We start from the raw sequence: 18,845 nt of genomic DNA on the forward strand, positions 1-18,845 counted from the left end.
TTTAATGGCAAATTTGCTGGGCATAGTGTTTTTCGCCCTTGGCATCGGGCTGACCGTGGCACTCCATGAGGCAGGGCATATGTTTACTGCCCGCGCCTTTGGCATGCGGGTGCGGCGGTATTTCATTGGCTTTGGCCCGCGCGTTTTCTCATTCCGCAAGGGGCATACCGAATACGGCCTGGCCGCGTTCCCGGTGGGTGGATTTTGCGATATCGCCGGGATGACCGCGCAGGATGAATTCCTTACGGAGGAAGAAAAGCCCTATGCAATGTATAAAAAGCCATGGTGGCAACGCATCATCGTTCTTGCAGGCGGTATTGGGGTTAACCTCATCCTCGGCTTTGTCATCTTGTATTTCGTGGCGATGACGGCGGGGTTGCCCAACCCCGATGCCGATGTGCGCCCGCGGGTGGGGGAGGTAACCTGCACCGCTGACCAAAAAGAAAACCAGGAGCTGGAATCGTGCACTGGGAACGGGCCCGCTGGTAAGGCCGGTGTCCAGGAAGGCGATATCATTCTCGCGCTCGATGGCGAGCACCTTGATTCCTTTACGCAATTGCGCGATGAGGTCATGCAGCGCCCCGGCGAGACCGTGACGCTTACCGTAGAGCGAGACGGTGAGGAAAAAGACTTCTCCATCGAATTGGAAACGGTCAAGCGCCTGAATCAACAGGGCGACTTGGTCGACGCCGGTTCGATCGGGCTGAGCAATGAGGTCCTCGACATCGTCGAGAAGTATTCAGCAACGCAGGCGGTTCCCGCAACATGGCATTTCACCACCTATTCGCTCGAGGCCACGGTGGAGGGAATCAAACAATTCCCCGCTAAAGTACCGGGCGTGGTGGCCTCCATCTTTGGCCACGAGCGGGATGTCAACGGGCCGATGTCTGTCGTCGGTGCATCGCGGGTTGGTGGCGAACTCGTGGAGCGTTCCCTGTGGGCATCGTTCTTCATGATGCTGGCGACGCTAAACTTCTTCCTTGCCCTGTTTAATCTCATTCCGCTGCCGCCCTTTGACGGCGGCCATATCGCGGTCATCTTGTATGAGAAGATCCGCGATGGCATTCGGAAACTGATGGGCAAGCAGCCGCTGGGTCCGGCCGATTACACCAGGCTTATGCCCATCACCTATGTCATGGCGGCCTTACTTATGGCGCTGGGGGTAGTGATAATCATCGCGGATGTGGTCAATCCGATCAGGCTATTTGGCTAGGTTCGTTAGCCCCTGTGCCCGCCGCGCGGCGTGAGTAGAGCGCCCAACGCTTAGCGCACGTGTGCAGCGCGAGCGCGCACTTTAGCGCTTAACCATCTAGTGCTAGAGTGGGGACGTTCAACACTTATTGTGCAATAACATTTAGCAACGAGCCACGAGCTAGAAATAAGGAGCATTCATGTCTAGTCCTATTGGTCTAGGAATTCCTGACGGGCCTCCGCCAGTATTGCACCCGCGCCGGAAAACGCGGCAATTGCACGTAGGCCCAGTGGGCGTTGGTTCTGACTACCCAATTTCGGTGCAGTCGATGACTAATACCAAGACCCATGACATCAACGGCACCCTGCAGCAAATCGCACAGCTTACTGCCTCCGGCTGCGATATCGTGCGCGTGGCCTGCCCAAAGCCGGTGGATGCGGAGGCGCTGCCGGCCATCGCCAAGAAATCCCCGATCCCGGTCATCGCGGATATCCACTTCCAGCCCAAGTACATCTTCCAGGCTATCGATGCTGGCTGCGCGGCAATTCGCGTCAACCCCGGCAACATTCGTGAATTTGATGGCCGCGTTAAGGAAGTGGCGAAGGCCGCTGGCGATGCGGGAATCCCCATCCGCATCGGCGTCAATGGCGGTTCGCTGGATAAGCGCCTGTTGGAAAAGTACGGCAAAGCCACCCCAGAGGCGCTCGTGGAGTCCGCTATCTGGGAGGCGGGCCTGTTCGAGGAGCACGGCTTTGGCGATATCGCCATCTCCGTTAAGCACTCTGACCCAGTCCTGATGGTGGAGGCCTACCGCCAGCTGGCTGCGCAGACCGATTACCCACTGCACTTGGGTGTGACGGAAGCGGGCCCGAAGTTCATGGGCACCATTAAGTCCTCCGTCGCTTTCGGCGCCCTTTTGGCAGAAGGCATCGGCGATACGATTCGCGTCTCGCTGTCCGCCCCGCCGGAAGAAGAGGTCAAGGTGGGCGATCAAATTCTGCAGTCCTTCAACTTGCGCCCGCGCAAGCTGGAAATCGTGTCTTGCCCGTCGTGTGGCCGCGCACAGGTGGACGTGTACAAGCTGGCGGAAGAAGTTACCGCCGGCCTCGAGGGCATGGAATTTCCCATCCGCGTTGCTGTCATGGGTTGCGTTGTCAACGGACCCGGTGAGGCCCGTGACGCAGACCTGGGCGTGGCGTCCGGTAACGGAAAGGGCCAGATCTTCGTCAAGGGCGAAGTGGTGCGCACAGTGCCGGAAGACAAGATCGTCGAAACCCTCATTGAAGAGGCAATGCGCATTGCAGATGAGCAAGGTCTCGAAGCCGTGGACGGCGCCAAGGCCGATGTCCGCGTGACGCAGTAAGAAGCGGAATCCTTCCACGCGCTAATTTTTATGGACTGCCCTGCACTTCGGTGTGGGGCAGTCCTTTTTGCTGCGTGCGCTGCTAATGTGCCAAAGCATGAAGAAGTTATTCGCACTGGTTGCTACGGTCTCGCTTGCTGCAACTGGTGTGGTTGCTTGCACCCCTAAGCCCGTATCTGCAGAGCCGGTGGCAGAAGAGTTCATTGAAGGCATGGAGAGCCGAAATAACGAGGGCCTAGAGGAGCTGACAGATTCCCCCGATGATGCCACGCAGGCCCTCGATGCTACGTACTCGGGCTTGCAGGCAGAGGGTCTCGATATTGAGCTCGAGGGGGTAAAGCAGGACGAAACCGTGGCTACGGCGGATTATAAGGTCACCTGGGATCTGCCCAAGGATCGCAGTTTGAGCTATACCACGCAGATGACCTTGACCAAGGCCGAAGATGAGTGGACGGTGCGGTGGAAGCCCAGCATTATTCACCCGGACTTGGGCGCGCACCAGCACTTGGAGCTGCGCGCATTGGAAGCCACGCGTGCCAGCGTCGTCTCCTCCAATGGGGTGGAGCTGATGAGTCCCGGGCTGAATTACCGCGTCGTCGTGGATACTAGCTCGCTTTCCGATGTCCGCCCCACGGCCTCCAAACTCAGCAGCGCCCTGGCTGCGGCTCACCGCGAGGACGATTCGATTGCGGAAATTGACGCCAAGGAGCTCGCCGAAAAGCTAGAAAAGGCAGATTCTTCCTATTCGGTGGGGCTTTATACAGAAGAGCAAGAGCCTGTTATCCGCGCCAAAATGGAAGGGATGGACGGTATCCGCATTAATGAGGAACCCGCTCTGGTGACCCGGGATCGAGGCCTCGCGCCCGATCTCTTATCTCGCGTGCGCTCGGCCGTTAATGACGAGCTCGACGGCGAGACAGGTTGGTCCATCGCCGTCGTCAATGAAAATGGTGCGGCGCTTTCCGATGTCGAAAAGCATGCGCCCGAGGCCGCCCCCTCGATCAAGGTCGGCTTGGATTATGACGTCCAACGCGCGGCACAAGAGGCGGTGGATCAGCGTTCGGACGCCCAAGCCATGCTGGTGGCAATCCGGCCTTCCAATGGCGATATTCTGGCGGTGGCGCAGACCGAGAAGGCGGACGAAGACGGCGATGTCGCCCTGCAAGGCCAATACCCGCCGGGCTCGGTTTTCAAGATCCTTACCGCCGCTGCGGGTGTGGACAAGCAAGACTTGACCACGGATACCATCGTTCCGTGCCCCGGTACGATGAATATCTATGGCCGCGTGGTGACCAACTACAACGCGTTTTCGCTTGGCAATGTGCCGTTAAGCCAGGCCTTCGCTCAATCGTGCAACACCACCTTCGCCGATATTTCTACCAAGCTGACCCCCGGTGAGTTGAAGGAAACCGGCAAGAAGTTTGGCTTCGGGGTGGATTATGAAATCCCCGGGCTGACCACCACGACCGGCTCGATTCCGGAGGGCAAGGAAGTACTGGAGCGTACCGAGGCAGGTTATGGGCAGGGCTACGACCTCGCTAGCCCATTCGGCATGGCTATGGTTTCTGCCTCTGTGGCAGCGGGGAAGACGCCAACGCCGAAGCTTATTGAGGGCCGCGAGACCAAGGCATCGGACAAGCCGGCGCAGATCTCCGAGGACGTGTTGAATAACGTGCGCGGCATGATGCGACAGGTGGTTACCAGCGGTACCGCCCGCGGAATGCAAGCAGGCGGAACCATCTACGGTAAGACTGGTGAGGCCGAGATCAATGAAGGCTCGCACGCGTGGTTTACGGGCTACCGGGAAGAAGACGATATCGCCTTCGCCACGCTCGTCGTGTTGGGCGGCGGCTCTGAATCTTCGGTAGCCATTACGGATAATTTCCTGCAGAAGTTGGATGATTACCGCTCGCGCCCCAATGATGGCCCAGCCCCCATGGTCGAGTAAGTCGCGGCCTTGGGCGCGGTACCCGGATACTGCGCTACGCGGTATGAGGACTACCATGGGCAATTATGAGTACTCGTGGAAAATTGAAGCCAGGTAAACCAACCCCCATCCGGCCCGTGCCAGATGACATCGAACGCCCGGAATACGTATGGAAAGATGAGGTACAAGAGGCCATTGGTGAGCCTTTTGTACAGTCTCCCGAAGTGATTGAGAAGATGCGGGAGGCCTGCAAGATCGCGGCCAACGCGCTGAAGGAAGCCGGCAAGGCCGTAAAGCCTGGCGTAACGACGGACGAGGTCGACCGCGTGGCGCACGAGTATATGTGTGACCACGGTGCGTACCCGTCCACCTTGGGATACCGGGGCTTTACCAAGGGCACCTGTGTATCACTCAATGAAATCGTCTGCCACGGCATTCCGGATACCACCGTGATTGAAGAAGGTGACATCGTCAATATCGATGTCACCGCTTATAAGAACGGCGTGCACGGCGATAATAACGCCACCTTCTTGGCCGGTGACGTATCAGAGGAGCACCGCCTCTTAGTAGAGCGCACCAAAGAGGCCACGATGCGCGGCATTAAGGCCGCAAAGCCTGGCCGCGAGATCAACGTTATCGGCCGCGTTATCGAGTCTTATGCAAAGCGCTTTGGCTACAACGTGGTGCGCGATTTCACCGGTCACGGCGTAGGACCCACCTTCCACAACGGGCTGGTGGTCTTGCACCACGATTCCACCACGTACCGCGATATCTTGGAACCGGGCATGACCTTGACGGTAGAGCCGATGATTAACCTGGGTTCGCTGGATTACGATATTTGGGACGATGACTGGACCGTGCAGAACCGGGACGGTAAGTTCACCGCCCAGTTTGAGCACACCTTGGTCATCACTGATGATGGCAATGAAATCCTGACCATCCCAGATGAGGATTAATCGCTAGGGCCTTTCTTAAAAGGCTCTAGGCACGGCGAAAGCCGCCTCCCTAACCACTCGCGTGAATGAATACTCCGCGTGGTCGGGGAGGCGGTTTTAGCTATGGGGCTAAGGAAGCCTTAGTCCCATTCGAGGCCCAAGATGGCGTTTTCTACAACCTCGGGAAGGGCTGGGTGGATCCAGTACTGCTTGCGGGCAAAGTCGCGCAGGTCGATCTTATAGGTCAGCACGGTAATCAGCTGCTGGATCAGGGTGGAAGACTGCGGGCCCATCAAGTGGGCGCCGAGGAGCTGGCCCGTCTTGCGATCCGCAATCAGCTTGCAAATACCCGTGGTATCTTCCATGGCCCAGCCGTAGGCCACGTCGCCGAAGTTTTGAATCTTCACGGTGACATCGAAGCCCTGCTCCCGGGCTTCTTCTTCCTTCAAGCCCACCGTGGCGATCTGCGGGTGGGTGAAGATGGCAGCAGGAACGTTGTCGTGCGGAAGCTCCTGCAGATCCTCTGGGTGGAGCAGGTTGTGCTGGATGGTGCGGGCTTCGGCGTTGGCGACGTGCTTGAGCATGTAGGGCGAAGAGACATCGCCAAGCGCCCAGACGCCTTCTGCATCCGTGAGGCCATGAGCATCGGTGGAAATGCGGCCATTGTCTAGCAGCTTGATGCCGGCCTTGTCCACATCCATGAGATCGCCATTCGGCTTGCGGCCGGTGGCAACCAGGATTGCGTCTGCCTCGAGGGTCTCGCCATTGTCGAGCTCGAGCTTCACGCCCTGGTCGGTTTCTTCCAGCTTGGTGCCGTTAGCAATCCGCACATCAAAACGCTCGCGGGCAATGTCGTTAAAGCGCGAGGAGAGATCGGAATCGAGGTGGCGGAGCAACGTCTCGCTGCGGTTGACCACGGTGACCTTGGTACCGAGGCCATCGAAGACGTGGGCAAATTCCATGGCGATATAGCCGCCGCCCACGATGATCAGGCTTTCTGGTTGGCGGTCCATCCGCATGATGTCTTCGTTGGTGTAGTACTTCACGCCGGAATTGGCGTAGACCTCAGGGATTACCGGGCGGGAGCCAGTAGCGACGACGATCTGATCGGCGCTGACGACGTGATCGCCGGTCTGGATGGTCTTAGGGCCAACGAAGCGAGCGTGCTCGTCGTAGACGGTGATATTTGGGGTCTTGTCGCCGCGGCGGTAGTCCTCACCGCTTTGGGCGATCTGGTCGATGCGGTTGTGGAAGACGCGCTCCACAATGGAGCTCCACTCCACGTTGTTGACTTGGGCATCAATGCCAAGACGCTCGCCTTCGCGAGCGGCGAGGGCGACATCGGCGGCGTAGACGTACATCTTGGTGGGGATGCAGCCGACGTTCAAGCAGGTGCCACCGAAACGGCCCTTTTCGATGATGGCAATCTTCTTATCGTGAAAGTCGCGGTTAGCAATGGAGTTGCCGGAACCGGTGCCGATGATGATGAGGTCGTAGTGTTCCTCTGCGGCAGGAGTATTTGCTGTATCAATTGTGGTCATATCTGTACCTTAATCTATGTGTCCAATTCGGATATTTATGCTGGTGTAGGGGCATCCACGATGGTGGGAAGCCAGGCATCGCACGCTGCGAAGGCCTCTTCTAAGGGTTGGGGGAGGGACAAAAAGACATCGTGGCGCGCGCCTTCGATGGAATGCAGCGTGTAGTGGGCATTGAGCTCTTTCGCCCACCGCCGGGTCTGGGCGACATCGATGATGCAATCGGCGTGATTAACCGCATCGCAGTACGGAGTTCCCAATAGGGAGCGGGTAGATTGCAGCGTCAATACGGGGACCCCAGCATTAATGCGGCCGCTGTGTATGGCATCGAAACCGTGGAATACGGCGGCTAGCCATCCGATATATTTCTTATGCCCGGCTAGGGGCTTCATGCTGAGGTCGTAGTCCCATTCGCCGTAGAAGTCCCTGTGCACCGATTCGCCATAGGCAGTGAGGTTGCCCCCAGGTAAGGCGGTCTTGGGTGCGATTTTGGCGGCGGAATATATGACAGGCTTCAGCGCGGAGACCGCCCAACCGGGAACGCCCATCATGTCGAGCCAAGGGCTATTGAGGATTAGTCCTTTCAGGCGGGAGAAGCGCTCCGCATCATGGCGGCGTAAAAAATCCATCCACAGCGGCGCAATCAGGCCTCCGGTGGAGTGGGCCATAACGATTACCTTGTCGTTTGCAATGGCATCGAGGGCCGCGGAAAGATCCGCGTAATATAAGGCCAAATCCGAAACGTAGTGCCAAGACTGGCCTGGCCGATGCGAGCGGCCGCATTTGCGCAGGTCAACCGCGTAAAAGTCATAGCCTTGCGCCGCAAAGTGTTCTGCAACGTGTGAGTGAAAGAAGTGGTCAGTCATCCCGTGCAGCCACACCAAGGCCGGGCGGGAAGGCGATGAAGAATCGGCAGAGCCCGCCGCCGCGGAGCCTTCAGCCGAGCCTGGCATATAGCGGACGAGGGTGGTGACAACTTCCCCCTCGCCATCGGGATCGGGACCAAGGTCGAGGGTGGCTGATTGAAAATCGGGGCCGAGCATATCGGGCCCCCATGACGGAGTTGCTGTAGCCATGACACGAGTCTAGTCAACTCTAGGGGCTCGCTACGGGAGCTGCGTGACCTGCCATTATTTCCGCACAATGTGAAGTGTATTACACGACGTCCTATATTGTGGTGACCAGGGTGGGGGAGAAAAACCAATCGAGAAAAGAAAAGCGTAAGGTAAGGCGTTAATGCGTGACACATCGGCAGGTTGTCTGTGCAAAACAGTCGCGGTGTGGGGCGCAAAGCGCTTAAAATATATGGTGCAGAATGCGCCGATGTATATAAATTTTCAATCCGAAGAGGTTATAACACAGTGTCCTCAGCAAAGAAGACAGCACAAGTTGTAGATGAGGTTGATGTCGCACTGGTCGGTGCCGGCATCATGAGCGCCACCTTGGGCGCTATGCTCCGCGAGCTGGAGCCGAGCTGGACCCAGATGATCTTTGAGCGCCTTGATGGCCCCGCCCTGGAATCCTCCTCCCCATGGAATAACGCCGGTACCGGTCACTCCGCTCTGTGCGAGCTCAACTACACGCCAGAGAAGAACGGCCGCATCGATATCTCTAAGGCGATTGCAACTAACGAGAAGTTCCAGAAGTCGCGCCAGTTCTGGTCCCACCAGCTCAACAATGGCATCCTGACTGAACCCAGCGAGTTCATCAACCCAGTCCCGCACGTGTCCTTCGCGCAAGGTGAAATCCAGGCGGACTACTTGAAGCGCCGCTACGAGGTGCTGAGTGAAAAGCACATGTTCCCCGGCATGCAGTTCTCTGATGATGAATCCACCTTTGCGGAGAAGCTGCCGCTCATGGCAGAGGGCCGCGACTTTTCCAATAAGGTCGCTATCTCTTGGACCGAAGTTGGCACCGACGTGAACTTCGGCGCCCTGGCCAAGCAGTTCCTGACCGCGGCGCGCGCATCTGGCACGGAGATCCGTTACGGCCACGAGGTCTTCGATATCGACCGCGACGGAAATGACTGGAAGGTTTATTCCAAGAATAAGCACACCGGCGATATCACCGTGGTGAAGGCGAAGTTCGTCTTCGTCGGTGCCGGCGGCTACGCCCTGGACTTGCTCCGCAAGGCAAAGGTGAAGGAAGTCGCAGGCTACGCCGGATTCCCCATTTCCGGTCTGTGGTTGCGTGCCAAGAACCCGGAGCTCATTGAGCAGCATCAAGCCAAGGTTTACGGTAAGGCTGCGGTGGGTGCTCCTCCGATGTCCGTGCCGCACTTGGATACTCGCGTTATCGACGGCGAGAAGGGCCTGCTCTTTGGCCCGTACGGCGGCTGGAGCCCGAAGTTCTTGAAGAAGGGTTCCTACCTGGATCTCTTCAAGTCCATCCGCCCGGATAACATCACCTCCTACCTGGGCGTTGCCGTGCAGGAATTCGGCCTGACAAAGTACCTCATTGATGAGGTGCGCAAGGACTTCTCTGACCGCGTTGATTCCCTCCGCGAATACGTTCCGAATGCGAAGGAAAGCGACTGGGAGACCGTGATTGCCGGCCAGCGCGTACAGGTCATCAAGCCTGCAGGTGCACCGCGTTTCGGTTCCCTCGAGTTTGGTACCGCATTGGTCAATAACCAGGAAGGCAATATTGCCGGTCTGCTCGGTGCCTCTCCGGGTGCTTCCATTGCCCCAGCCGTCATGCTGGAGCTGCTGGAGCGTTGCTTTGGCGAGCGCATGATTGACTGGAGCGATAAGATTCGCGAGATGGTCCCGTCCTATGGCATGAAGCTAGCCAATGATGAGGACTTCTACAACGAGATGTGGGAATACACCCAGAAGACGCTGAAGCTGGAGCGCTAAAACGCCTTCGGCTTGAGGCTAAGTCCTCGGCCGTGCCCTCCACGCAGAACGTATTGCGCGGAGGGCTTTGTGCTGCGCACCCCCTGAATTCGGGGTACCAGAAAATTAGGTACCGCAGTAGGTGAGAAAACCTGCAAGCCCATTCGGGTCGGGCTGTTCGTAGGGCGGATGCGGCTCCCACGGGTGGGTCACGGCGTAAAGGAGCTCAGTAAAGGGCTTAATATCGCCAGCCTCGGCGGCGCGCAGCGCGGCTTCGACGGCCATGTTGCGGGAAATAACCCGGGGCATGGCAGCATCCACGGCATCCGGGGCGGGGTGAGTGGCTAGGTAGCTATCCAGGAAGTCCGTACCTGTGAAGAGCTCTTGGGCAGGAAGGGTGTGGCCGCGGGCGGCATCGGCAAGCGCACGGTGCGCCAACGTGATATCCGGGCGAGATAGCTGCATCGCCGTAAGGTAGGCTGAGGCGACCTCGGTGGTGGTATCGAGGGCCGCGGCTATATCGCTGCGGCGTTGGGTGGCGAATTTCGCCTGGAACCCATTGATGGCCTCTTGCGCGAAGTCGACCCCGGCATTGATATCGGCATCGAAAAGCGGCACCAGCGATTCCGCGAGCCGGGCAAGGTTCCAGCCCAGGATGGCTGGTTGATTGCCAAAGGCATAGCGTCCCTGCTGGTCAATGCTGGAAAATACCGTATCGGGAGAGTAGGACTCCATAAAGGCACAAGGGCCATAATCAATGGTTTCGCCGGAGATGGTGGTGTTATCCGTATTCATCACCCCGTGGATAAAACCCAAGCGCATCCACGAAGACACGGTGGCTATCTGGCGGTCCATCACCCCCCTGGAAGAATTTCCGGTAATCTGCCCCAGGATAGTGGCGCGCGATGGCGTAGTCCGCGAGATCCCGGAGGTGGCCGGACTGAGCAGCATAGTGAAAAGTACCGACCCGGATATGGCTGGCCGCCACGCGGACCAGGACACCCGCCGGCTGCACATGGCCGCGCTGGATGGGCCGGCCGGTAGAAATCACGGCGAGGGAACGCGTGGTGGGCACGCCGAGAGCATGCATGGCCTCAGAAATCAGGTATTCGCGCAGCATGGACGAGAGGGTGCCGCGGCCATCAGCACCCAGGCGGGAATAGGGGGTTAGCCCCGTGCCCTTGGCGTGGAGATCCCACAGTGTGCCGTCTTTTTCCACCTCGCCCAAGAGCATGGCCCGGCCATCGCCCATCTGCGGGTTGAAGGAGCCGAATTGGAAACCGGAATAAGCCATGGCATGCCCGCCGCCGCGGCCCAAGAGGAAATCCAGGCCGTCTGCAGAGCGCAGCCAGTCCGTATCGAGGCCCAGCTGTCGGGCCAGCTCCTCATTGAGGACTACGAGCTTAGGATCCGGTTGTTGCTCGCCCTGCGTTGCCGCCACTAAGTCCGGCAGGTGCTTTGCATAGTCGTGGTGTAGGTTCATTTTAGACCTCCAATTGTCCTTGCACGCGGATGTGGATGCGGCCGCCAACCCAGATATCGGCGCCGTCATCGTGGATAAAGACCTCACCGTCTCTTCCCAGCTGGCTGCCCTGGCGGGCGGTGTAGCGGGTAGGGACCAACCCGCGCGAGCGCATGAATTGTGCGGCACCGCCGTTGAAGGAACCGGTGACCGGATCCTCGAATTCTGCGGTAAACGCGCGCACTTCATAAGCAGCGGAATCAGTACCCGCGCCGCTATTACACGTGCCCACCACGCCCACCTTGGGGCGGGTTGCGGCGGGCTGAACCGCGCGCACGGCCGCCGCATCGCGCAGCTGTATAAGCCGCCAACCGGGCCCATTATCCACCCAAGCGGAATCGATGACATCTGCTTCTGCGATATTCAATCCCGCGCAAGCCTCTGCAAGTTCGGCACTGCTCAGCGGCCCGCTCGCACGCAGGGGAGGTGTGGCAAAAGAATAAATTACTGCGCTTTCGCGCACGGAGACCATTCCCACCCCGCATTCCTGCACTATGGTGCCCTCCTTCTGCGGTTCATTGCCGAGCGCCCGCCAGACGGCGGCGCTACCCAAGGTGGGGTGGCCGGCGAAATCAAATTCTTCGTGCGGGGTAAAAATGCGCACGCGATAGTCCGCCGCGGGATCGGTGGGCTCGAGCAAGAACGTAGTTTCAGAAAAATTGGTCCAGTGCGCGATGGCTTGCATCTGCTGCGTCGAGAGCCCATCGGCATGGGCCACGACGGCGAGCGGGTTACCGGAAAACGCCGAGGTGGCAAAGACATCGACTTCAAAGAACTGGAGCTGCATGCCCGCCAGTCTAGTCAGCCCGGGGGATGACGCCGGCTGGTTAGTTTCTGCGCTAGCCTTGCCCTTATGTCTAAGCTTTGGCCGGATCGTGTGCGCGACTGGATTGGCCCGCCGTGGCGAATCATCATTCCCGTGTTCTTTGGCGTACTTTTGCCCAATGCCGCGAACTTTTTACACACCGATTCGCCCTTCCAGGCCATCGTCGCGGTCTTGTACACCGTCGGCATCCCGCTGGCGCTGTGGCTGCATCCCAAGCTGCAAGAAAAGTCCATTTTCTTCGTTGCCGGCACCATGACGCTGTGCATTTTCACGCCCTTGGCCTCCCTGGCAAACTTTCACGCCCCGATTTTTGCCTACACGGCATTTCTCATCGGCACGCACTCGCGCAAGCGCTTGCGCTATATCTGGCTTGCCTGGATTGCCCTCGGCTCCTTGGCCGGAACGACCGCAAGCCTATTTGGGGAAAAGTTCTTCGCGGGTAGCGACATCGGCCTGGGCGATGCGACCATGAGCCCGCTGCTTGCCTATGCCGGCACGGTCCTGCTCGGCTGGCCGGTCTTGGGCTTTTTCTACCTGCTCGGCACCAATAATCGGAAGCGCCGGGAGGGCCAACAGCTGCTCATCGAGCGCGCGGAGATGGCCGGTGCCGTCGAGCGCAACCGCATCGCCCGCGAGATGCATGACATCGTCGCCCACAACCTCGCTGGCGTCATTGCGCTTGCCGATGGCGCCCGGTTCGCCGCCGCCAAAGATCCCACCGTAGCAACGGAGGCGCTCGATACCATCGCCTCTTCTTCCCGCGAATCCTTAAAACAGATGCGCAGCCTGCTATCCGTCTTGCGCGAAGAAGACGCGCGCGGGGAAACCAAGGCCCCAGGCACCTCAGACATTGCCGGACTGTTCTCGGAAGCCCGGCGCGCGGGCTTTGATATCACCGTCTACGGCATGGAAAAGCTACCTACCGATAGCGATGAGCTCTATCAATTCACCATCTACCGCATCGTGCAGGAGATGCTGACGAATATGCTCAAATACTCCAGCCAAAATAGGGGAACCCTGCGCTTTCGCAGCGATAAGTCGGCGCTTACTATCGAAGGGCACAACCCCATGGCACAGCCTGACGAGGACCACAGCCCAGGCTATGGGCTCATCGGGATGAAAGAGCGCGTAAAGGCCTATGGTGGCAGTGTGTCCACCAAGACCGAGGATGGAACGTTTGCAATCACCGTGGAGGTACCGCATGTCTAATCCGGGGCAGGAACCTGAGCCCATTCGCATTGCGCTTGTCGATGACCAACCGCTCCTGCGCGCCGGGTTCGCCATGCTGATCGGCTCGCAGGAGGATATGAGCGTGGTCTGGCAGGCCTCCGATGGCGATGAGGTACTGGGCCTTGCGCGGCAAGAGCCCGTCGATATCATCCTCATGGACGTGCAGATGGCGCGGGTCAACGGCATTGCGGCCACGGAGGAAGTTCTCCCGGAATGTCCCGATACCAAGGTCATCATGCTGACCACCTTTGATGACCAAAACTTTGTCCACGGTGCAATCTCTGCCGGGGCTTCTGGATTCTTGCTCAAAGACGTCGAACCCGAGGAGCTGCTCTCAGCCATTCGCACCGTGCACTCAGGCGAGGCCGTGCTCTCACCGCGCATTACCGCTCAGGTGCTCCAACAAGTCCGCAGCGAGGATAGCGGGGAGGAGCACCCGGCTTCGCATACCGCCGCGGACGCACAGTCCGGCTCTGATCCCGCAACGACCCCGCCTTCAGCGGAGCTTACCCCGCGCGAAATGGATATTTTAAGGCTTATGGCATTGGGGTATTCCAATACCGAAATATCCGAAGAGGAATTTGTCTCCATGGCAACGGTTAAGACCCACGTGCGCCACGTGCTGACCAAGACCGAGTCCCGCGACCGTGTCCAGGCCGTGCTGTATGCCTATACCCATGGGGTGGTCACCGTGGAAGAACTGCTCTCTCATCCCCAGGGATGAACCGCTAAATCCGCCTCGAGGATGGTTACTTCGCGCCGGGAAAGCGCCAAGATAAAACCATGCTCACAGTTACACAGCTTTCCAAGAAGTACGGTTCCTTTACAGCAGTAGACAACCTCTCCTTCGAGGTTCCCGATGGCCAAGTCACCGGGTTCCTAGGGCCCAATGGCTCCGGCAAGTCCACCACGATGCGCATGTGCGTGGGGCTAGAAAATCCCACCTCCGGCACCGCCACATTCGATGGCACCCCGTTCCGCGAACTACCCGATCCCGCCTCCACGGTGGGCACCTTGCTTGATGCCAACTGGTTCCACCCCGGCCGCAGCGCCCGCGCGCACTTGGGCTATATGGCGGCACTGCAGGGCGTATCGATGGACCACGTCGATGACACCCTGGAGCGAGTTGGGCTCGGGAAGGTCGCGAAAAAGCGCATCGGGGGTTATTCGCTTGGCATGAAGCAGCGCCTCGGACTTGCCTGCGCCATGATGGGCCAGCCTAAGCACTTGCTTCTCGATGAACCCGTTAACGGCCTTGACCCTGAGGGCGTGCACTGGATGCGCGACCGCATCCGCGAATTCGCCGCTGGGGGATGCTCCGTGCTTGTTTCTTCCCACCTGTTGTCAGAAATGCAGCTGACGGCAGACCGCCTAGTGGTCATCGGCAAGGGCAAGCTCGTTGGCGAAGGAACAGTAGAAGAATTCGTCAATGCCTCCGGTGCCACCACCGTGGAGGTCGTGGTGGATCAGCCAGAAGAATTGGCCCGCTTGCTGCACGATTCGCAGGCGGAAACTTCCTTTGATGGGGAAGTGCTGCGCATTACCGGCTTGGACCGCGACGAGGTCGGCCAATTGTGCTTTGACCACCGCATCCGCATCAGCAGCCTTGAAGTCAAGCACCCCTCCTTGGAAGACGCCTTCCTCGGCGCTACCGCAGACCACCTGGATTACCGCTCCGCATAACTCGCTTAAGAAAGGCAGATGACGAGCCATGAATACCATCGTTTCCGAATCCCGCAAGATATTTTCCCTGCGCTCTACTTGGGTCTACCTCGCAATCATCACCGTTGGGCTGACAGCGGCCAACGTGCTGATGGGAGCTATCCGCAATGACGACAGCGCCCTTCAATCTTCCGACGTGGCCATTGGTGCCATCTTTGCCGTCGTCATCATGATCTTTTCCTCGGCCACGTTGGTCGGCGGCGATCTACAAAAAGGCACCGTAGCCTGGAGCTACCTATCCACCAATCGGCGCTTGCAGGTGCTCTCGAGCCAAATACTCGTGATCACCGTAGCTAACGTGGCGGCCGCAGCCTTGGCCGGCATCCTTGGAATGCTGCTCAACAGCGCGCTCGGCGGGTCTTATGACTTCTCCAGCTTCGTGCACTACCCAGATAACGCAGTATTCCTCTTCACCTTTGTGGAATACATCGTCTACACCCTGCTGGCCACAGGCCTAGCATATATCCTGCGCAGCGGTACTTTTGCGGCGATGCTGCTCATTATCGAATACTTCGTCATCGAAAGCGTGCTGACCTCGATGGACATGGGCTGGGCCAAATTCATCCTGCAGATTTTGCCCGATGCCAACCTGCGCACCTTCTTCCAAGGCCAAGACACTTTCGGGCTCATGGCCCCGCAGTGGGTATCCGGTGTCATCGTCCTGGCCATGGTGGTAGCTGTCCTCGGCGGGGCCGCAGCCGTCCAGCGCCGTCGCGCCGTGGTCTAAGCTCCTAGCAGGCACTCACACCCTACGGGGATACGATGAGTGTAAGCTCCTGCGAGCCGTGCGGTGGTTCCTCCACCGTCATGCCAGCAGCGCGCGCGATCGCGGCGACATCGGCGGCGCTGAAGGCATCGGCAGGCGAAAGCGCCAGTTCCCGGGCCAATAGGCCCTTATAGTGCTTATTAAAGTGGCTGACCACCTTGCGCGAGCCATCCGGCTGCACGCTTTCTACCCGCACCGTCACGGCCGAAGGCAGCCTACCCAGCTGCTGGTAGGTGCCCGAGCGCAGATCCACAACCAGCTCATCGATGTTTTCTAACGCCTGCGTTACCTGCTTGCCCCAATAAGACTTCATCGTGCGACCGCCCAGCTTGGAACCGCCCGATAAGCGGTAATGCGGGATAGGGTCGCCCGCGCGCAGGAGCCCGAAGAGGGCATCGCCAATAGCAAGGCGCCGCCAAGAAGGAAGGGTGGATGCCGAAAGGGCATCAAACAGCACCCCTGTATAACGCTGCACCGCCGGCATGGTGGGGGTGGTATAAAGCTGGCTATTCGATTCGGCCTCACCGCGCAGCTTCTCCGAGAGCTTAAGCACGACCATTGCCTCATCTATAGGAAGAGACTGCAGCTCAGCGGCGATTTCGCGCCGCGTATCGCTTAGCTCTGGAAAAGATAGGTTGGCAAAATCAAGCGGCTTTCCTGTGCCGCCATGAGCCTTGGTTTCTGAAGGAGGGAGGACAATGAGCATATAGATAGGGTAGCGATGTATATTTTGACCATGATTACCCGCCTTTCTGAACTATTTCTCCGCACCCTTCGTGAGGACCCAGCCGATGCCGAGGTCCCTAGCCACAAGCTGTTGGTGCGTGCCGGCTACGTGCGCCGCGTCGCGCCGGGCATTTATACCTGGTTGCCGTTGGGGCTGCGTACCCTGCGCAAGATTGAAGACGTAGTACGCCAAGAAATGGACGCCATTGGCGGGCAAGAGATGCTTTTCCCGGCGCTATTGCCGCGCGAGCCCTATGAAAAGACCAACCGATGGGTGGAATATGGTCCCAATCTATTCCGGCTGCAGGACCGCAAGAATGCGGACCTGCTGCTTGGGCCCACGCACGAGGAAATGTTTGCCAATGCCGTAAAAGACATGTACTCCTCATACAAGGATTTCCCGGTCACCTTGTATCAAATTCAGACGAAGTATCGCGATGAGGAACGCCCCCGCGCCGGGGTGCTGCGCGGGCGCGAGTTCGTGATGAAGGACTCCTACTCCTTCGATATGAACGATGAGGGCCTCGATTCCTCCTACGCCCGCCACCGCAAGGCGTATCAAAATGTTTTTGACCGCTTGGAAATCGATTACGCCATTTGTAAGGCCACTTCTGGGGCGATGGGCGGCTCCGCCTCCGAGGAGTTCTTGGCGCTATCTGAGGCGGGCGAAGACCTCTTTGTCCGCTCCACCGAGGGCGATTATGCGGCCAATGTAGAGGCAGTCGTGACCCAAGCGCCCCCAGAAAAGGACATTGCGGGTCAGCCCGCAGCAAAGGAATATCGGACCCCGGATGCCGCCACCATTGAAGCGCTTGTGCACTGGGCTAAGGCCGAGGACATTGCGGTTGATGGCCATGAGGTTCGGGCTGCGGATATCCTCAAGTGCGTCATGGTGGAGGTAACCTACCCGGCGTTAGAGGATTCTGAAGAGAAGAAGGAACTGGCGGCCGTGCTGATCCCGGGCGACCGCGAACTGGATACCAAGCGCCTTGAAGCGGCCTTGGAACCGGCAGAGTTCACCCTGGCAAGCGATAAGATTTATGCGCAATACGATTTCTTGGAGCAGGGCTTTGTGGGCCCGCGCGCGCTGAATTCCAATGGGGTGAAGGTCTTTGCCGATCCCCGCGTGGTCAAAGGTTCTTCCTGGATCACGGGCGCGGATGCGCAAAACTGCTACGTCGTGGGTTGCGTGGCCGGCCGCGATTTCCACGTCGATGAGTTTGTGGAAGCGGCCGAGGTCAAAGAGGGTGATCCCGCACCAGATAACCAGGGCACCTTGGCTTTGCAGCGTGGCATCGAGTTGGGCCACATCTTCCAGCTGGGCCGGAAGTACACCGAGGCCTTCGACGTGCAAATTCTCGATGAAAACGGCAAGCGGGCCATCCCTACGATGGGCTCTTACGGCATCGGCATCTCCCGTATGCTTGCCGTGCTGGCAGAGCAACGCCACGATGAGAAGGGCCTGAATTGGCCGGTTGCAGTGGCGCCGTACCAGGTGCACGTGGCGGTGGCGAATAAGGACGCAGCGGCCATGGAGGCCGGCGATAAGTTGGTAGAAGAGCTGTCCCAGGCGGGCCTTGAGGTGCTTTTCGATGACCGCCCGAAGGTTTCCCCAGGCGTGAAGTTCAAGGATGCAGAGCTGCTCGGCATGCCGTTTGTGGCCATCGTGGGACGCGCCTTCAAAGACGGCATCATCGAGCTGCGCATCCGCGGGCAGGAAACCCTGGAAGTTCCGGCGGATGACATCGTGGATAAACTCCTCGAGTTGGTGCGGGCCTAGCTTAAAGCACCGCCTCAAGGCCCCGTGCCAATAAGTAGTGGCAGGGTAGCGTGGGGAGGCATGAGACTAAATAAAAAGGTGCTTCCCACGGCTCTTATCACCATGGGAGCCCTGCATTTCCTGCGCGCGAAAACCTTCGAATCCATCGTGCCACCGCAGCTGCCGGGCTCGCCGCGGTTGTATAACTTTGCCTCCGGCGCCTGGGAAATAGCTACGGGCTTTTTGCTCACCGATCGCGCCACCCGCGAATCCGGTGGCGCGTCAGCCGCGGCGCTATTTCTTGCCGTGTGGCCGGCGAATATGTACCACGCCTGGATCGAACGCGATGTGGGATGGCCGAAAAAGCTTTATCACATCATCCGTCTACCACTGCAGATTCCGTTGATTCGCTACGCATGGAAGATTGCGCAGGGTAGGGCATAAAACCCAAAAAGAACCGACCCCCAATTTTCCACGGTAAATACCATGAAGAAACGCGGGG

At 58.8% G+C, this 18,845-nt stretch carries 15 protein-coding genes and 1 pseudogene; 11 read left to right on the forward strand and 5 right to left on the reverse strand.

Annotated features, from left to right (window positions below; translation table 11 throughout):
• The first annotated feature begins 4 nt into the window (after positions 1 to 4).
• The 4 genes from HMPREF1257_RS02195 (at position 5) to map (ending at position 5,438) form a co-directional block, all read left to right on the forward strand.
• Positions 5 to 1,213 carry an RIP metalloprotease gene (locus tag HMPREF1257_RS02195; RefSeq protein ID WP_023022877.1) on the forward strand — a complete coding sequence of 403 codons (1,209 nt, stop codon included), beginning with the start codon at positions 5 to 7 and terminating at the stop codon, positions 1,211 to 1,213.
• Between the two features lie 178 nt (positions 1,214 to 1,391).
• Complete coding sequence (gene ispG, locus HMPREF1257_RS02200) at positions 1,392 to 2,555, forward strand: flavodoxin-dependent (E)-4-hydroxy-3-methylbut-2-enyl-diphosphate synthase (RefSeq protein WP_023022875.1); 1,164 nt, start codon at positions 1,392 to 1,394, stop codon at positions 2,553 to 2,555.
• 97 nt (positions 2,556 to 2,652) lie between these two features.
• A complete protein-coding gene (locus HMPREF1257_RS02205; RefSeq protein WP_034659201.1) occupies positions 2,653 to 4,503 on the forward strand; it encodes a penicillin-binding transpeptidase domain-containing protein in 1,851 nt (616 codons plus the stop codon).
• A 65-nt stretch (positions 4,504 to 4,568) separates the two neighbouring features.
• Positions 4,569 to 5,438 (forward strand): type I methionyl aminopeptidase, encoded by an 870-nt coding sequence (map, locus tag HMPREF1257_RS02210; RefSeq protein WP_023022871.1) that lies wholly within the window; start codon positions 4,569 to 4,571, stop codon positions 5,436 to 5,438.
• A 119-nt stretch (positions 5,439 to 5,557) separates the two neighbouring features.
• Here map and mtr read toward each other — a convergent pair whose 3' ends face one another.
• Positions 5,558 to 6,958, reverse strand: coding sequence for a mycothione reductase (gene mtr, locus HMPREF1257_RS02215; RefSeq protein ID WP_023022869.1), 1,401 nt, complete (start codon positions 6,956 to 6,958; stop codon positions 5,558 to 5,560).
• Between the two features lie 35 nt (positions 6,959 to 6,993).
• Positions 6,994 to 8,031: an alpha/beta hydrolase gene (locus HMPREF1257_RS02220; protein WP_034659133.1), complete on the reverse strand. Its 1,038-nt coding sequence runs from the start codon at positions 8,029 to 8,031 to the stop codon at positions 6,994 to 6,996.
• Between the two features lie 285 nt (positions 8,032 to 8,316).
• On the opposite strand from HMPREF1257_RS02220, the gene mqo reads away from it, so the two are divergent.
• Positions 8,317 to 9,813, forward strand: a complete 1,497-nt coding sequence (gene mqo, locus HMPREF1257_RS02225) for a malate dehydrogenase (quinone) (RefSeq protein WP_023022865.1) — start codon at positions 8,317 to 8,319, stop codon at positions 9,811 to 9,813.
• A gap of 105 nt (positions 9,814 to 9,918) precedes the next feature.
• Here the strand turns inward: mqo and HMPREF1257_RS02230 are convergent.
• Both HMPREF1257_RS02230 and HMPREF1257_RS02235 read right to left on the reverse strand, forming a co-directional pair.
• Positions 9,919 to 11,275 (reverse strand): annotated as a pseudogene (locus HMPREF1257_RS02230) (YdiU family protein).
• A gap of 1 nt (position 11,276) precedes the next feature.
• On the reverse strand, positions 11,277 to 12,101 hold the full coding sequence (locus HMPREF1257_RS02235) for a PhzF family phenazine biosynthesis protein (protein ID WP_023022860.1): 825 nt from the start codon (positions 12,099 to 12,101) through the stop codon (positions 11,277 to 11,279).
• A gap of 66 nt (positions 12,102 to 12,167) precedes the next feature.
• Between HMPREF1257_RS02235 and HMPREF1257_RS02240 the strand changes: the two genes are divergently transcribed.
• Genes HMPREF1257_RS02240 through HMPREF1257_RS02255 form a run of 4 tightly spaced genes read left to right on the forward strand, consistent with a single transcriptional unit; the run spans position 12,168 to position 15,819 of the window.
• Positions 12,168 to 13,349, forward strand: coding sequence for a sensor histidine kinase (locus tag HMPREF1257_RS02240; RefSeq protein WP_023022858.1), 1,182 nt, complete (start codon positions 12,168 to 12,170; stop codon positions 13,347 to 13,349).
• Positions 13,342 to 14,094 carry a response regulator transcription factor gene (locus HMPREF1257_RS02245; protein ID WP_023022856.1) on the forward strand — a complete coding sequence of 251 codons (753 nt, stop codon included), beginning with the start codon at positions 13,342 to 13,344 and terminating at the stop codon, positions 14,092 to 14,094. Before HMPREF1257_RS02240 ends, HMPREF1257_RS02245 begins: the two co-directional genes overlap by 8 nt.
• 59 nt (positions 14,095 to 14,153) lie before the next feature.
• Complete coding sequence (locus HMPREF1257_RS02250) at positions 14,154 to 15,053, forward strand: ABC transporter ATP-binding protein (RefSeq protein ID WP_023022854.1); 900 nt, start codon at positions 14,154 to 14,156, stop codon at positions 15,051 to 15,053.
• 28 nt (positions 15,054 to 15,081) lie between these two features.
• The gene (locus HMPREF1257_RS02255) at positions 15,082 to 15,819 is read left to right on the forward strand and encodes an ABC transporter permease (protein WP_023022852.1); all 738 of its coding nucleotides are present in this window, start codon (positions 15,082 to 15,084) and stop codon (positions 15,817 to 15,819) included.
• Positions 15,820 to 15,841: 22 nt separating this feature from the next.
• Here the strand turns inward: HMPREF1257_RS02255 and yaaA are convergent, their stop codons facing one another.
• Entirely contained in the window at positions 15,842 to 16,564 is a 723-nt protein-coding gene (gene yaaA, locus HMPREF1257_RS02260; RefSeq protein WP_023022850.1) for a peroxide stress protein YaaA, read from the reverse strand.
• Between the two features lie 30 nt (positions 16,565 to 16,594).
• On the opposite strand from yaaA, the gene HMPREF1257_RS02265 reads away from it, so the two are divergent.
• On the forward strand, positions 16,595 to 18,364 hold the full coding sequence (locus tag HMPREF1257_RS02265; protein WP_034659203.1) for a proline--tRNA ligase: 1,770 nt from the start codon (positions 16,595 to 16,597) through the stop codon (positions 18,362 to 18,364).
• 60 nt (positions 18,365 to 18,424) lie between these two features.
• Positions 18,425 to 18,787: a hypothetical protein gene (locus HMPREF1257_RS02270; RefSeq protein WP_023022845.1), complete on the forward strand. Its 363-nt coding sequence runs from the start codon at positions 18,425 to 18,427 to the stop codon at positions 18,785 to 18,787.
• Positions 18,788 to 18,845: the final 58 nt, after the last annotated feature.

Origin of the sequence: Corynebacterium sp. KPL1814 (assembly GCF_000478175.1) — a bacterium.
Lineage (GTDB): Bacteria > Actinomycetota > Actinomycetes > Mycobacteriales > Mycobacteriaceae > Corynebacterium.